The 15,538-nt window shown below is 39.2% G+C and carries 13 protein-coding genes; 6 read left to right on the top strand and 7 right to left on the bottom strand.

Annotated elements, in window-relative coordinates; all coding sequences use genetic code 11:
* Nucleotides 1-101 precede the first annotated feature (101 nt).
* Nucleotides 102-1,547: a hypothetical protein gene (locus DFO73_RS17365; RefSeq protein WP_110065978.1), complete on the bottom strand. Its 1,446-nt coding sequence runs from the start codon at nt 1,545-1,547 to the stop codon at nt 102-104.
* A gap of 662 nt (nt 1,548-2,209) precedes the next feature.
* Between DFO73_RS17365 and nadX the strand changes: the two genes are divergently transcribed.
* Nucleotides 2,210-3,016, top strand: a complete 807-nt coding sequence (nadX, locus tag DFO73_RS17360; protein WP_110065977.1) for an aspartate dehydrogenase — start codon at nt 2,210-2,212, stop codon at nt 3,014-3,016.
* Nucleotides 3,017-3,578: 562 nt separating this feature from the next.
* On the opposite strand, the gene DFO73_RS17355 is transcribed toward nadX, so the two are convergent.
* The gene (locus tag DFO73_RS17355; protein ID WP_110065976.1) at nt 3,579-4,253 is read right to left on the bottom strand and encodes a GntR family transcriptional regulator; all 675 of its coding nucleotides are present in this window, start codon (nt 4,251-4,253) and stop codon (nt 3,579-3,581) included.
* Nucleotides 4,254-4,350: 97 nt separating this feature from the next.
* A complete protein-coding gene (gene yyaC, locus DFO73_RS17350; RefSeq protein WP_110065975.1) occupies nt 4,351-4,971 on the bottom strand; it encodes a spore protease YyaC in 621 nt (206 codons plus the stop codon).
* A 323-nt stretch (nt 4,972-5,294) separates the two neighbouring features.
* Here yyaC and DFO73_RS28755 point away from each other — a divergent pair, with 323 nt between their 5' ends.
* Complete coding sequence (locus DFO73_RS28755; protein ID WP_181396041.1) at nt 5,295-5,447, top strand: hypothetical protein; 153 nt, start codon at nt 5,295-5,297, stop codon at nt 5,445-5,447.
* A 52-nt stretch (nt 5,448-5,499) separates the two neighbouring features.
* Here the strand turns inward: DFO73_RS28755 and DFO73_RS17345 are convergent, their stop codons facing one another.
* Entirely contained in the window at nt 5,500-6,633 is a 1,134-nt protein-coding gene (locus DFO73_RS17345; protein ID WP_110065974.1) for a M14 family zinc carboxypeptidase, read from the bottom strand.
* Between the two features lie 332 nt (nt 6,634-6,965).
* Here DFO73_RS17345 and DFO73_RS17340 point away from each other — a divergent pair, with 332 nt between their 5' ends.
* Both DFO73_RS17340 and DFO73_RS17335 read left to right on the top strand, forming a co-directional pair.
* Nucleotides 6,966-7,901: a DMT family transporter gene (locus DFO73_RS17340; RefSeq protein ID WP_110065973.1), complete on the top strand. Its 936-nt coding sequence runs from the start codon at nt 6,966-6,968 to the stop codon at nt 7,899-7,901.
* Between the two features lie 72 nt (nt 7,902-7,973).
* Nucleotides 7,974-8,909 (top strand): acetamidase/formamidase family protein, encoded by a 936-nt coding sequence (locus DFO73_RS17335; protein ID WP_110065972.1) that lies wholly within the window; start codon nt 7,974-7,976, stop codon nt 8,907-8,909.
* A gap of 68 nt (nt 8,910-8,977) precedes the next feature.
* Here DFO73_RS17335 and DFO73_RS17330 read toward each other — a convergent pair whose 3' ends face one another.
* Nucleotides 8,978-10,225, bottom strand: coding sequence for a helix-turn-helix domain-containing protein (locus DFO73_RS17330; RefSeq protein ID WP_110065971.1), 1,248 nt, complete (start codon nt 10,223-10,225; stop codon nt 8,978-8,980).
* Between the two features lie 718 nt (nt 10,226-10,943).
* Here DFO73_RS17330 and DFO73_RS29410 point away from each other — a divergent pair.
* Complete coding sequence (locus DFO73_RS29410) at nt 10,944-11,111, top strand: LuxR C-terminal-related transcriptional regulator (RefSeq protein ID WP_258309534.1); 168 nt, start codon at nt 10,944-10,946, stop codon at nt 11,109-11,111.
* A 193-nt stretch (nt 11,112-11,304) separates the two neighbouring features.
* Here the strand turns inward: DFO73_RS29410 and DFO73_RS17320 are convergent, their stop codons facing one another.
* Entirely contained in the window at nt 11,305-12,579 is a 1,275-nt protein-coding gene (locus DFO73_RS17320; protein ID WP_110065970.1) for an L-cysteine desulfidase family protein, read from the bottom strand.
* Between the two features lie 507 nt (nt 12,580-13,086).
* On the opposite strand from DFO73_RS17320, the gene DFO73_RS17315 reads away from it, so the two are divergent.
* Nucleotides 13,087-14,772, top strand: coding sequence for a LysM peptidoglycan-binding domain-containing protein (locus DFO73_RS17315; protein WP_110065969.1), 1,686 nt, complete (start codon nt 13,087-13,089; stop codon nt 14,770-14,772).
* Between the two features lie 228 nt (nt 14,773-15,000).
* Here the strand turns inward: DFO73_RS17315 and DFO73_RS17310 are convergent, their stop codons facing one another.
* Nucleotides 15,001-15,348 carry a hypothetical protein gene (locus tag DFO73_RS17310; RefSeq protein ID WP_110065968.1) on the bottom strand — a complete coding sequence of 116 codons (348 nt, stop codon included), beginning with the start codon at nt 15,346-15,348 and terminating at the stop codon, nt 15,001-15,003.
* Between the last annotated feature and the right edge of the window lie 190 nt (nt 15,349-15,538).

Here is a 15,538-nt window from a genome sequence, read left to right as displayed (position 1 = left end):
ATCTGCTAATCATTTTAATTATAAAAAAGGCATCCCTTCAGTTAGTTTATTACTAACTTTGCAGGATAGCCCTCTATTTTTCAAGCATGCTGATTATTCTTTTACCAGATTATTATTCCAATTAAAGTTGCGAGGAATAGGCTGGTGATAACTGGTATAAAGTTTTTTCTGGCCAATTCCAGCGGAGATAGCTGCAGGAAGCCTGCTACTGCCACAAGGGATGACCATGCTACAATCGTTCCCCCTCCCCAAATGGCGCCCATTTGTCCAATCGCTGCCAATGTGGAAGGATCGATGCCGCTTCCATTTGCTAATGCGCCAGATAATGCACCGGTTAACGGCAGGCCAGAGAATCCTGAACCGTCCAATCCAGTGATAAGGCCAACTATTAAAATACCAAATCCTGCAATAAACGCATTTTCAGGAATATAAGATTGGCCTGCCTGGATCATATCAAACAAAAATGCCGGTTTGGCAGCGCTTTCATCTAGTGATAGGATTGTGCCTGTGAAGTCTGCACTTCCCATAAAGAAGAATCCTGCAATTGGAATTACCGGAGCCATAGCCCTAAAGGCAAACACAAAACCTTCTGTCAGATGGTCGCTAATCTTATCCAAAGCATGAATGCGGTTGAATGCAATGGTTGCGAGAACCAATAGGAGCGTTGCCACCCCTCCGATAAATGCAGCTCCATCTGTTCCTTCAAAGCCTGTTGCACCAGTTAACTTTGATTGGAACATATAAATCATAACGGCCAGCATTGATAATGGAACTAGAATCGCAAATACTTTACCCCATGTATTTTTTCTCTGGATTGCTTCAGCGGTTTCTTCAGCTGTTGCAGCAAGTTCATTGGCTACACCAAAAAAAGCTGCATCATCAGGATTAAGCACAGTTTCAGGGTTATCATTCTTGACGATTGATTTTCTATGCGCAAAATAGATATACCCCAATGCGCTTACACCAGTAATTAATGAAAGAACTAACGTTTTATCAGCAACTAAAACTTTATCAATGCCAGCTGCTTTGGCACTTAGCATCGGTGCTACTTGCATAATATAATCGGAAGAAAGAGCCATACCCTGGCCTGCGATGACAATGACCATCGCCGCCGTCATGACCGGCAGCCCGGCACGCACAGCTGCAGGCACCAGTAAGGCGCAAATAAGCGGAACTGCAGGAGTTGGCCAGAAAAAGAGGGAAATGACGTATGTTGTAATCATTAAAACAAAGTAAGAAACATGTCCATTTACCATAATTTTTTCAATCGGACCAATTAGCTTCTTATCAGCTCCCAGGTCTTTCAAAGAATTTAGCAGAGCAATCATGAGGGAAATGATTAAGAATATGCTAAAAAGCTCTTTTGCGGCGAGAAGGTTTGCGTTAAATACGGCCTGGAAACCTGATATCAGATTGCCTTTATACACGACTGCCACCAAGAAGGTCCCGATGATAACAGGCAGCACGACGCCTCTCCTAAAAAGCATCGTTCCAATAACTGACACAGTAACAATGGCATATACCCAATGAGCAAATGTTAATTCCATATATTCCCCTCCATATTAAGTATGAAATGTAACTCTCTATTTAAGTAAAGCAGTTCTTTGTTTCAATGATGCAAATTGGGAAGAGGCAATCATTATGCTCGTTCTAGCTGTCTATGTATACCTCATTCTCATAAGTTGAAAAATGACCAGGAGGATAAGAAATTTTTACCAAATAGCATACTGCATTTGGTAGATTGTATACCAAATGCGTTAAAAAAAACATGTTGCATTCTCCAGATTAAATCATGAAAATTTCTTCTACTCAACAACTAATATAATGATTTCAACTTTCTTTTATCTACCCTTTTTAATCCTACTCTTTGAGACTGGTAAAACCCTACCGGATAATCACCTCCCATTGCCACTATTAATAACTTGTATACTATAATAACACTAAAAATAACTATTGTGCAAATAATTTTGAAAATTTAGATGTTTTAGCATATTCTTGAAAATCCCTTGCGTTTTTATCTCCATTTCGGTAAAATCAAGGTTAAATTTGTATATAGTATATCGTATACCAATAAAGACCCCCAGTCGCTCTCCCCGAGGAGGCTTCCCGGGCAGCCCGCGATCGCTGCGTACCTGTAGCGGAAATCAACAGGCAAATTTAACAGAGCTTTCACCATAAAAATAAAAACATTAAATAAGGAGTGTCCGATATGCTAAAAGCTGGAATCATCGGTTATGGTACACTTGGAAAAAGTATTGCAGAGTTAATAAAGGGAAACCATGCCGGCAATATTGAATTAAAAACAGTACTTGTTAGAAGAAAAACAGAATTTATGGAAGCATCTCAGCAAACTGTTGGTTTTACTGCAAATGAAGAAGAGTTTTTTAGTGGGGATTTAGATATTGTCATTGAAGCAGCAGGCCATCAAGCATTACAGATGTACGGGGAGAAAGCACTGGCAAGCGGCAGCCATCTTATAATTCTTTCTGTTGGGGCGCTGGGTGACACGGATTTCTTTGAAAATCTTAAAGAAACAGCCCAAAAATATAACCAGCAAATCTTTGTTCCTTCCGCAGCAATTGCCGGACTGGACAGAATCGCTGCCGGGGCTTTGGGAGAGATCGAAGAGATAACCCTAATAACAAGGAAACACCCGAGAAGCTGGGCAGGTACTATTGCAGAAGAAAAAGTAGATTTAGCAACCTTAACCGAGCCAGTATGCATTTATGAAGGCAATGCACGTGAATCCTCGAGGTTATTCCCGCAAAGCGTAAATGTTTCAGCTGCTTTAAGTCTTGCCGGAGTCGGCTTTGAAAACACAAAAGTACAGGTTTTTGCTGATCCGACCATTCAAACAAATACACATACCATCAAAGCGAAAGGCTATTTTGGGGAAACTGAGATATCCGTTTCAAATGTGCCTTATGAACAAAACCCTAAGTCCAGTCCGATTGTAGCTATGAGTGTGGCAAAAGTTTTAAAAAATTTAACTTCACCTTTAGTGATTGGAGTATAAAAACCTGGGTATTGTTAATTTTAGCACCTATCACCCCTGTATGGGGAATTATTGAGCTGATTAACGACGATTTCTGGGCATTCACTCCTGTTTTGGGAGTTCGAACTGATTAACGACGATTTCCGGGCATTCACTCTTGTTTTGGGAGTTAATTGGATGGATTAACGACGATTTCCGGGCACTCACTCCTGTTTTGGGAGTTAATCGAACGGATTAACGACCATTCGTCCGCATTCACCCCTGTTTTGGGAGTTAATTGAACGGATTAACGACCATTTGTCCGCATTCACCCCTGTTTTGGGAGTTAATCGAACGGATTAACGACCATTTGTCCGTATTCACTCCTGTTTTGGGAGTTAATCGAGTGGATTAACGACGATTTGACGGCATTCATCCCTATTTTGGGAGTTATTCGAGCTCATTACCTCCTATTTCCAAGAGGTCAATCCTGATATGGGAGTTAATCCAAGTGGATTAACGATGAAAACCGTTGCAGTGTAGTACATATATAGGTAATCAGGGTTCAGACCAAAGAATAAGAAAGAGCACATATTGCTCTTTCTTATTCTTTCTTTTCGCTTTGCTGAACAGCTTCTATATAAGCTTTTTTAGAGTTTTCAATATGTATTTTTGTCAGATATTCTGCCATTTCTATTTCTTTATTTACTATGGCTTCCATGATTTTTAAATGCTCTTCCATTGACTGTTTTGCTCTTCCCGGATTTTTATGGCCGATCTTTGCAAAAGCCCGGATATAATCGGATAGTCCGCTTAGCATTTCGTAAAGTTTCACATTTTTTGCAGAGCTGTATAGGAGATGATTCAAGTCCCTATGAAGGTCGGAAGCATCATCATCAGGATTATTCAGGTAATCTTCAACCTTTTTAATGCTCGCTGAGAACTTGCTTTTCGTCACATCATCCAGCTTTTGCACTGCCAGTTTCGCAGCCAGAACCTCAAGAGATGAAAGGATCGTGAATACTTCTATTATCTCTTTTTCAGAAATATCTGCAACGATAACCCCTTTTCTTGGTACGGTTTTGACAAACCCCTGGGATTCCAGGCGAAAAAGCGCTTCGCGAATTGGCGTCCTGCTGATATTCAGCCTTTCAGCAAGTTCCCGTTCCACTAGACGGTCTCCCGCTTTAAATTCACCATCCAATATTAAATCTTTAATATGAAGATAAACTCTCTCACGAATAGAGATCAAATTATCTTCCGTCCAATTATTCCCCATCAATTTCCCTCTTTCTCCTTGGTATACTTTATACTGATTATAACTTACCTATTTGCAGAACAGCAATTTTTCTGGTTGTTTTAACCAAAAATATCTTTTAAGTTACATTTGTTTTCTCTGCATTCCCTCTTGATATCCGGTCATTCGCAGCTACTCGTGCAATAATTTCACCGATAATCTCAGCCAGCTTTAAAACAGTGTATAATCGTGTACTGTTTAAGGACTGAATAGGCGATAAAGGATCCAGCGAATTGACGATCGCCTTCAAATGGTAATCCCCCACACTTGGCAAAACCCTATTGACAGCATTCCCAGGAATAAATGACCCTTCCCTTATTAAAATATAGCCAATTTGCCGCTCATCCCCCAGACAGGCATCAATCCCGAATACAAACGGATCCTGGTGGGTTTCATAAATTTTTTTTATAACTTTCTTAATATTTAAGGCATGGACCGGCTCTTTAAGGGTTCCATACACCGGGTAAGGAATGTTCCGTTCTTCTATAAGTTTTCCAACCAAAGGGCCAAGTGAATCACCTGTAGAACGGTCAGAACCAATGCACAATATCACAATTTCCTTTGAAGTACTGTAGAAGATTTCTTCTAGTTTGGAAACCATTTTTTCAATTTCAGCTTCTTCAGTCGTTTCCTTTAGCGAAATATAACTAGCTGCATCCACTATTTTTTTGCTCTTTTTGTTTATTGAAAAAGGCCACATATCCCTCTATCCCCCTCTCATCGAAAATTATTATGTAAAATGTTCTTCATTTTTTATGTAAATAATCGCTATTTTGTAAGGAACATATTTTTTCAGCAATGATAATTATTCTTAGTGTAAACAACGAAAGCAAAAAAGGGAAATATTAATATAGTTATACTTATTTATTCATTATGTATTACCCTTCCAACCTCATATATATTCGAAAGATCCTTTTTACAAAAATACTAAAAAGTACTGATTATTGTTCATCATCTTTCGTAACATTTTGAGGAATATTTTGGTCTGTTATACACACCATATTTTTAACGGAGGTGAACAACTTGGAAAAAGACTTTAATGAAGGAATTGAATATCAAAATAGCGGCACTCCACAGGATGCGGTAATGAATCGTGTAAATCAGACCTTTGATAAAATGACAGAAGACGTGAAGAATATGGTTGATGAAAATGAACGGAAAAATAATAAAGAATAGAAAAAGAAGCTGGCATAATACCAGCTTCCATTCATTTATTACCGACTATATTTTAAAACCCCGATGATTCAACTGGAACAATTCCGTTATAATCTGTCCAGTAACCGGCTAACGGATAGGCCGGTATGTCATTCCAATGATTCGGATCAACCTCTTCTACCTCTCCGGTCACATACCCATAAACCAGTGATTTTAAGGCCAAATAGTTTTGTTTGGTTAAGTATCCATTCGATTTTTGGCCCAGGCTTCCTTCACTGGAATTACCCTTTGTTTCAAAAAAGACTGCAGGATGGCTATGGTTGTCAGGGTTCAAACCGTTGTAGTTCAATCCCATCATCATGGCTGATACAACTCCGCCTTTGATATCAATATCGTAGCCAATCTGGTTTTGTCTATCGACAATTTGATAACGGTCAATATGGGTATAGCCATAACCGCTCATTTCATCATAAACGTATGCCAGCATTTGTCTTGTAACATCATTGTAGTTCTGATAGTTTGGCAATGTTGGCCCGTTTGGCGCAAGAGAGACTCCTAGAGAGAATGAAGTCGCTTCATTCGTACCATAAACCTGCTTTAATCCTTGATGATGCAGATCAATGGCAAAATCAGGCTTCAACTCTGCCCAGTATGAATAGACCACTTTGGATTCCTTTGCAGCAAATCCGCCTTCAGAAACCCAATCTCGATTAAGGTCGAGATACTGTCCGGTTTCGGCAATCTTTGTTCCGCGGGTATTCATCTCCGCTCCATCTGGATTGTACATCGGAATAAAATATAGAGTGGACTCTTCCAGGACTGTTTGTACATCCTTGGAATTGTTGCTTGCATAGGTTTTTAACAATTGCAGTGCTGCCTCTGTTACTAGTTTTTCATTCCCATGGATTTGCGCCTGGATCCAAACTTTCTTTTCCCCTGTTCCAACCTTGGCTACATAAATACTTCTTCCCTGTTCAGATTTACCGAACCGATCCAGAGTAAAGACTTCTACTTTCCCTTTGCTCGTCTGTTCGATATCCGAGAGAGTCTTAACAACTTCTTCATAGGATAGCATGCTGCTAATGTTCGTCTTTCCTTCTGTCGATGGGCCTCCTGGTACGGTTTCCGCAAAGGAAAGCGAGGAGAACAGCAAAACAAAAAGTGCTGTTAGCATACTAACCTTCCCTGCAATGTTCATCTTCTTCATATGTATTCACCCCTTCTTAGTAGCCCACATTTATTCGGGACTCTAAAGAAATAATATAAGATGAGGTTATTGACCAACAGAGATGAAAGTATGAATTTTCAGCAAATTTTAAAGCTAGATTTTTTTAATAATCCACTTCCTAAATAGTACATATAGAGGAATAAACTCAGTTTTTCGCTTTAAACCGAAAAAGAATGATTAAAAATAATACTTTTAATCGTTCTTTTTTCCTATATTCCACTGACAGCTTATACCTTTCTAAAAAACTATTTCGGAATACGAATAAGATGTTATAATATTTATAAAAATTAAACAAGAATGAAGGCGAAGACATGAAAAAGAGATTATGGGTTATATATGGAATGCTAACTTTAGCTACTGCCACCTGGGGCAGTGCATTTATAGCTGGGAAGTTTGCCGTGCAAAGCTTTGAGCCGGCTACCGTTGCCTTTTTGCGTTTTTTTGGGGCAGCCATCCTGCTTTTCCCGCTTATGTGGGTTATGGAAAAAGATCGGAAGAAGCCGACTTTAAAGGATCATGGTTTGTTTGTTCTTCTCGGTTTAACGGGAATTGCTTTATATAATATTTGTTTCTTCCTAGCCACCAAACATGAACCGGTTATTAAAAGTTCGTTATTTATTGCATCTAATCCAGTACTAATCGTGCTTTTATCGGGATTATTTTTAAAGGAAAAAATTACCATAAACAGCATTATAGGGATGGCAATTGCTCTGGCTGGAGTTGTTTTTATCATTACCGACGGACATGTTCTCACCCTTTTCCAATATGGTTTTGAACCGATTGATTTCGTTTTGCTTGGAGCTGTTGTAAGCTGGGCCATTTACAGCGTGGTGGGCAAAGTCGTGTTGAAGAAGTTCAGTTCAGTGGAATCAACAACCTATGCAGTTGCGTATGGTACATTATTTCTATTGCCCTTTACTCTCGCTGAAACATCCTGGTTGGATGTACAGGAAGCTAGTTTAACTACATGGGCAGCCATTGCTCATATGAGCATTTTTGTTACAGTTGTCTCGTTTGTTATGTACTATAACGGAATTAAAGAAGTTGGTGCAGCAAAGGCATCTATTTTCATTAATGTGATGCCAGTATCAGCTGTCATCATGGCCACCATCTTTTTAGGGGAAACCTTCACATTGGCTCATGGAATAGGAGCTGGATTCGTTCTAACAGGCGTTTACGCAGGTACAAATCCAAACCTATTTAAGAGAAAGCCCAGAGGAAATATCGTAAAAAATAAGCCTGCTTAGGTCATTACAGGATCTAAACAGACTTATTACATAATTTGATAAGTCTATATACCTTTTAAGGGGCGACGATCAATGATACATACACTGACATTAAAAAATCAAAACCTGCATGGTTCATTCGGCAATGAGTACCAACCCATTTTAACGATTGATTCTGGCGACTCCATTCGTCTGCAAACTCCTGATATCCAATGGGGCTACTCGAGCTCAACGGATGAAGAAAGAGTTGTTTTTCAATCAAGAGATAATGAAAAAAAGCAAGGGCATCCAATCGTGGGACCAATCGAAGTAAAACAGGCAAAGCCAGGAATGGTTCTGGAAGTAAAGCTCAATGATATTGTCCCAGGATGGTATGGACGGAATTGGGCAGGCGGGAATAAGAGCTGGCAAAACGATCAGCTTGGTTTAACTTGCGGGGATCGGATTCAATTGGATTGGGCACTGAACTTCAATACTATGACTGGCACATGCCAGATCGCTGACAGGTCCTTTCACGTAGCTCTTAACCCATTTATCGGATTAATGGGTACAGCACCTGCGGAATCCGGCATCCATTCCACTTCTCCTCCACGTTATTGTGGGGGAAATATTGATTGCAAAGAGCTTGTAAGAGGAAGCACTTTATATTTGCCGATATCTGTAGAAGGTGCTCTTTTCTCCATAGGTGATGGCCATGCAGTCCAGGGAGATGGAGAAGTATCTGGTACAGCCATCGAGTGTCCAATGGATTTAGTTGATATTACGTTAACGGTCAGAGAAGATTTGCAGCTAAAGTTGCCTAGGGCCAATAGCCCTGCAGGCTGGATTACATTTGGTTTTAATGAAGACTTGAATCTCGCAACGGGTGAAGCTCTCAATGGAATGGTGGAACTGATCCAGGAGATTCATGGGGTTGAAAAAGCCGAAGCACTAGCATTAGCAAGTGTGACGGTTGATTTAAGAATTACACAGTGTGTTAATGGGGTAAAAGGAGTCCATGCTGTTCTGCCGCATGGGGCGATAAGATAAAGAATAATATTTATTGAGGCTTGTTCCCGGCTATCATTTACCTTCAGCCAGGGACAAGCCTTGTTTATCTAGTCATGATCATAATAGCTTTTTTGTTTATGTATAAACGAACTTGCCAATTCCAGGGCTTTTTGTGCGTATCCCTTTCCAGAGTAATAGTGAAAAAGCTTTTTTTCGTAATGGTCGATTAATATGCCGTAGCCTATGTTTTTAAAATAAGGCAGAGCGGTTTCCTCTATTAATTGATAATATTGTTTTTCTTCCTCCTTTAATAAGTGGAGATGCAGCTGAAAGTAGATCCAGGTATAAGAATCAATTGCTTTTGCCTGATTCAAGCCTTTTTCCGATAATTCTATTAAATCCTCTTCAGGCTGCAGTTTCCCTTTATAACAAGTATTTATGTATCCATCTAATGCAGTTAAGTAGTGTAGGGCATTTTCATTTGTTAGTTCCATAGCTTTCAGGTAGAAGGCCGCAGAATCTTTATACTTCTTCCTGCGAAAAAATTCGAAGGCAAGATTATGATAGAGCTTGGACTTTCGGTCACCAGAATTACATGCATCGCATAATTTTAGCAGCTGCTCGTACTTTTCTTTCGTCTCATTAAAGTCATGCAGCTCCTTTGAATTGAGCTGAATGATCAAAAGCATTTCTGTATCGATTATTCGAAGGATGTTTAATGTTCTTTGAAAATATTGAAGAGCCTTCTTTCCATAATAATAGGCCGTGATATTTGAATCGATGGAATGGTACGCGATCGCTAAATGATAGTAATATTCCTCATGGTTATAATGATCTTGATCTATGGAGGTTAAGTTTCTGATACAGTCCCGATATTGGCCGGTAAGAAAATTATAAATACCGAGTACATGCTTTAACATATTCCTGTCATGTGGTGATAAAACAGTTTCGTTCTTTTGAAGCTGCTGTATAATCTTATAAGCGGATTCTAGTTGATTAACAGTTAAATAATATCTGGCTGAGAGCAAGCAATATAAAATCTGAAATTCCGGCATATGTATGAGTGTTTCTTTTTCAAGTTCCTTTTTTAGATTTTCAGATTCCTGAATTCGCTGCATGATCATGCTTTCATGCCATTCATTCAGCTTATTGGAAAGTTCATGATACCGGACAATTTCTTCCTGGGGATTCATTTTAAGTTTTTTGGCAAGCAGATTTGTAATTTCTGCTGAGTATTCTGTAATTCCTCTTTCTATCTTGCTTAAATGGGTTATTGAACAAATACCTTCCCCTAGCTGCCCTTGAGTCAGACCTGCTTTTTCCCGGTAAAATTTTATGATTTTTCCTATTATCATGCTGCACCTCAGTTGAAATTGTTTCTATTAACATAGTTAAACCCTCATCAATTTTCCATAGCTTTCTCTGCGTAAAAAGCGGAAGAGTTATTCTCCTCATTAATTAGTAAAATAATAGAAACGTAAAATTGTTTATAATATTCATGGTTAAATGGAAACATTGAAGAGTAAATCGGGGTAATGAAAGAGGGACAATGCTACTAAATTGATATGATTAAAGGTAATGTTTTAGGGTGTTTGAAATCTTGATAGGCTGTTTCGGAGACTGATTTTAAGTAGAAGCAACGGAGAGTTACGCCAAATTGGGCTAATAGATTCGGGAAAGACGACTAAAATGAGAATATTTCTAGGAATTATTGGGATGACTCCAGATGGATTATTGCATATTCGGGATATCAGGGATGATATCCGCTCGCTGCCGATCATCTACTCCGCTTTATATTAGAGAAAAGCCAAGTATTGTTCAGGAATTGAATATCTCAAGCAAGTAAACATCAAATACATAACCACTTCAAATATGAACTCCTTCTTAGCAGTCCCCATCTGGTTTGGCAAAGTTGCAATTGGCTATATCTGCACGAATAGTTTAACCAAAATACAAAAATAACGGATCCACTACTTTCAACCTTCACCCAATATGGCCGCCAGATAGGAAAAATCCTTGAAAAAACAAATGGAACTGAAGATAAACAGCTCTTAAGCAAAAGAGAAAATGGAAGTGATAAAGAGGATTTCCTGGGGTGAGAGCATTAAAGAAATGGCCAATGCCATGTACATCAGCAAAGTAACTATAAACCAATATATCAAAACCGCCATCAAAAAGCTGGGAGCGCAAAATCGGACACAGGCTGTTGTGGAAATGTTTCGGAGAGGGATGATTTCCTGAATCTTAAACTTCATATTTATAATGTTATGAAATAAAAAGACCGTCCCTCTCTTCACTAACGCTATACTGTAAGGGCGGCCCCTTTATTCATAATAGAATCGAACATTCAGTTATCCATTTTTGCTAAATGATGAGCTGATGCTCTTTAATGTGTAAAGTCTTACAGTAAACATGGCAGCAAATTAAATGGATTTTATTTTTCCATCATCAATTTTAATATTAATTCGTCTGTATGGCGCGTTCCTTCATTTCCAAGTTTACAAAAACTTTCTATACTTTTTTCCACATCATCATGAATAAATCCATCAGTGGATTTAATTTCTTGATTGTTAAGTGCCAACAAAGCAGATTGTACTGCAACATTGGAACAGGTGGATACTTTCATAGCACATCCAGCTTTGGCCCCATCGCAAATCATACCTGAAACATTGCCAATTGTGTTTTGAATGGCTGCTTTAATTTGCTGAAGATGGCCATCAAGCAAATATACAATTGCTCCACTTGCACCCATTCCCGCAGCTGTAACACCGCATAGTGCTGAAAGACGACCAAATTTTGATTTTATATGAATGGTAATAAGGTGGCTAAGTGCAACTGCTCGAATCATCTTCTCCTCTGAAACCTGCAGTTTCTCTCCAACTGCCACAACTGGAAGTGTGACAGCTATTCCTTGATTTCCACTCCCAGTGTTCGCCATTACAGGCAGTGTTGAGCCTGACATCCTCGCATCTGATCCAGCGGCAGCAAGAGACATTGCGGCAGTCGCTATATCATCAGAGAGAATTCCCATTTTTACATTTTCCTTAATTGTTTTTCCTACTTTTAACCCGTAATCTCCCGAAAGGCCTTCTCTTCCGATGATTCTATTTAGTTCAATACTCTTTTTTACGAGAGATAAGCTGCTAACATCGACCTTTTGAACCCACTCGAATATTTCATCAATTGTGAGTGTTATTAATTCCTCTTCATCTGATTGGATGCCTATATTCTCGCATCCACCCTGGTAGACCACATCACCATCAACCTCTATTAAAGAGATATTACTATGATTATCAGAAATAACCACTTTTGAAGTATTTTTATCTGTTTTAAGGCTCACTTCAATATAAAGTCTTTTCGGCGTATCTGCTTGGCAAGAGACTACTTTGCCTTCTTCAATAAGCTTAAGCGCTGCACGTTCATCTTCATGGGTGACTCCATTTAAAACCTCAAGCTGCTTACTTGGGTCTCCAGCTACTGCTCCAATGGCCACTGCGAAATCCAGGCCACTTGAAGCCATTCCAGGAATGCCGACGGATTTTGCATTTTTTATTATATTCCCGCTAGCTTTTAAACAAATCTCTTTTATTTGCCCCTTAGCATAACTCTTTGCTGTAGCAGCGGCCAATGCGATTGCAACAGGTTCGGTACATCCAAGGGCAACCACTAATTCTTTTTCTATAATTCTTAATATCTTGTGCTTCTCCATTAGTTCTTCTCCTGTTTTATAAGTTATTTTATTTAAAATTTGGCTCTGCTAATCTGGCCTGTTGATTTCCACTCCAGTCGCTCAGCGAACCGCGGGCGGCCCGGGAGCCACCTCGGCTAATTGCGCCTGTAGGGTCTCCCTTTGACTTGCTCCTCCCGCTGCAGTCTCGTGCCCCTCCTCTCCAATCAACAGGGTGATAAGATTAAACAATATGCTTTTACACAGTTAGGTATTTAGAACAAGCTTTTTGGCCAATTTTGCAGTCCGACTCCCTAAGCCATGTCAAAAAGTTAAGTTAACAAAATAAACTTTATTTATTATAAGCCATTTTAAACTAAAAAGAGATATGCTATATTTCTTATGCAAAAATAATTTGAACAAGAATGAGCCCAACACACTCTCCCCCTCTAGCAGAAAGCCAGCCATCCCCCCTAAAAATAACTGTCAAAAATCCGACCTCCATGCATATATAGATATAGATGCATTGGTGAGGGAGATGTGATGCGAATGTATGATCGTTATATCGTTCAGCCCCGAGATTCGTTATATACAATAGCGCGAAAATACAAAACAAATGTTGATGGTATTAAATATGCTAATCGCCTACCGACAAATACGATTTATATCGGCCAGTCATTGGCGGTTCCAGTTCACAATCAGCGAAATACTTATATGGTTCAGCCTGGAGACAGCTTATCCACAATTGCAGCTAAATTTGGTGTTTCCATCGAAGAACTAAGAAAAGCGAATCAATTGCAGTCCAATTTCGTTTATATTGGAGAACATTTCGTTATTCCAAAAGTAAAAAATGATGAGGAAAGACAAACAGAATATGTGGTGAAGGCGGGAGATTCTCTCTATGAAATAGCCCGAAGATATAATACAACTGCCGAGAGCATTATGGTTTTGAATAATTTAGAAAGCCCCGATCTGTCAATCGGGCAAAGACTCAGGATCCCGGTATACTCTGATGTGGTCGTCAACGCAGATAATGCAAACATCCGGCAGCGGCCAGGCACTGCTTTTAATACAATCGCCCAGATGGATCGTGGAGCAAGGCTTCCGCTAATTGGTGTTCAGGGAGATTGGTATAAAGTTGCTTTATTCAATGGAGATCCCGGATGGATTTCCAAGACTGTATCCACCTTAAGAGCATTTGATGGTTCTGTGCCGACTTTACAAATTTTAGGTTATTATACATTATCAGAAGGCCCTACATTGCCAAGTTCTTATGAATCCTTTGTGGCAAACACAGCGAATATCTCGCAAAATGGATTATTCTTATTTAGAATCAGCAAAGATAATCCAACAACCATTGAGAAGTTTGGGGAATTCACGGATGAAGAAGTTCGGCAGCTCGTCCGAATCGGCCATCGCAATAATGTAAAAATGCTTGCTACCGTTCATAACCTTTTATATGAAGAAGGCGTGGAACTTGCAAAGCAGGTTGTTCATGAATTGGTTTCCTCTGAACAGAACATGAATGCTTTTGCTTTAAATTTAGCCAGGTTAGTTGAAAGATATGGCTTGGACGGGGTTGATATTGATATTGAGGATGTATTCGAAGAGGATCGAGATCGTTTAACCCAGCTATATAGAGTAATCGGGCGCGTTTTTGATGAACGGGGATATTTCTTCTCAACTGCTGTACCATCTAAAACTGGACCAGAGGATCCGAGCGTTTTTGCAAAACCATTTGATTATCCAAATCTTCATCAGCCTACTGATCAATTTGTTATTATGCTTTATAATGAGCATGGCTGGCCTGGAAGCGGCCCGGGACCGGTTGTGTCCATCGGGCGAATGGAGAGAGTCCTGCGGTATGCGATGACCGTAATGCCAAAAGAAAAAATCGTTGCAGCTGTATCTGTATTCGGGTTTGATTTTAATCTTGAAACAGGCCGTGCAGCCTATGCATCATTTGATCGTGCGATGGCACTGGCGGAGCAATATAATAAAGAAATCATTTTTGATGAAGAAACGCAAACCCCAATGTTCGCCTACACCGATGCAAACGGGGTCAATCATGAAGTTTGGTTTGAAAACCGGGAAAGTATTAAAGCGAAGGCTGAGCTTGCACATCGTCTTGGCATAAGAGGTTTGGCGCTCTGGAGACTGGGAATGGAAGACGAAAGCATATGGGATATGTTAGAAAATGAAGCAGTGGTTAGAAAACATGGATTAGAACAATGATTGTTTAGAAAAAGTACTTTATGAAAATGTTTTTTACCCCCTTTTGAGTGGTTTTTGGCCCTCAAGATGCTATGAAGGACTTTTCTTTAACTATCTGGTCGTTTTTTGGCCCTCAATAACGCTATGGAGGCCCTTACTGGTTTTTGTCCATTAAAAATAGATCAGCCTCATGAGTTGGCTGATCTATTTTTAGTAAGCGACTGTATGTTTTGCTGCTTTTGCTCTTTCTTAAAACTCTTTAAAGGATGAGCTAAGGTTTTTTAAAGTATATACTCTCCCGGTCACCATGAATAAGTCATGGTAGTTTCTTTCTATAAATTCATCGATAATGCTCAATCCTTTTCTAAATCGATCAACCAATAAATGAGTGTACTTTTCATCCCAAGTAAACCGGTTAATTCTTAAAAGTTCAGCTGCAAGTATATGAAACTTATAATCCTCTATAATAAGTTTTATTTGATACAATTTATTCTTATCCAAGTTGAAGATATTGTTATCAAGATTTTTTTCAACAAAATTAATAAAATCATTTATATTCTCAGCCAGCAGATTCGCTTTCTGCATTTCGAAGTTCACGGCACCCTCTCCTCATACTCTTAAAAATCTAAACATGATTAAGAAGAATGTATGTTTTGGGCGATATTTTAATGCCGACAATTTACCAACCCTTAAATATGAGCATCTGCTGCCAGAATCATGGGCTACACTCTATTAATAATTACTCATTTCCTAGAAGGGGATACCAATCAATAAATAATAAAAAACC

Source organism: Cytobacillus oceanisediminis, from assembly GCF_003182355.1.
Lineage (GTDB): Bacteria > Bacillota > Bacilli > Bacillales > Cytobacillaceae > Cytobacillus > Cytobacillus oceanisediminis_A.
Note: the sequence above shows the minus strand (reverse complement) of the source record. Positions and strands in the feature narration are given on the sequence as shown.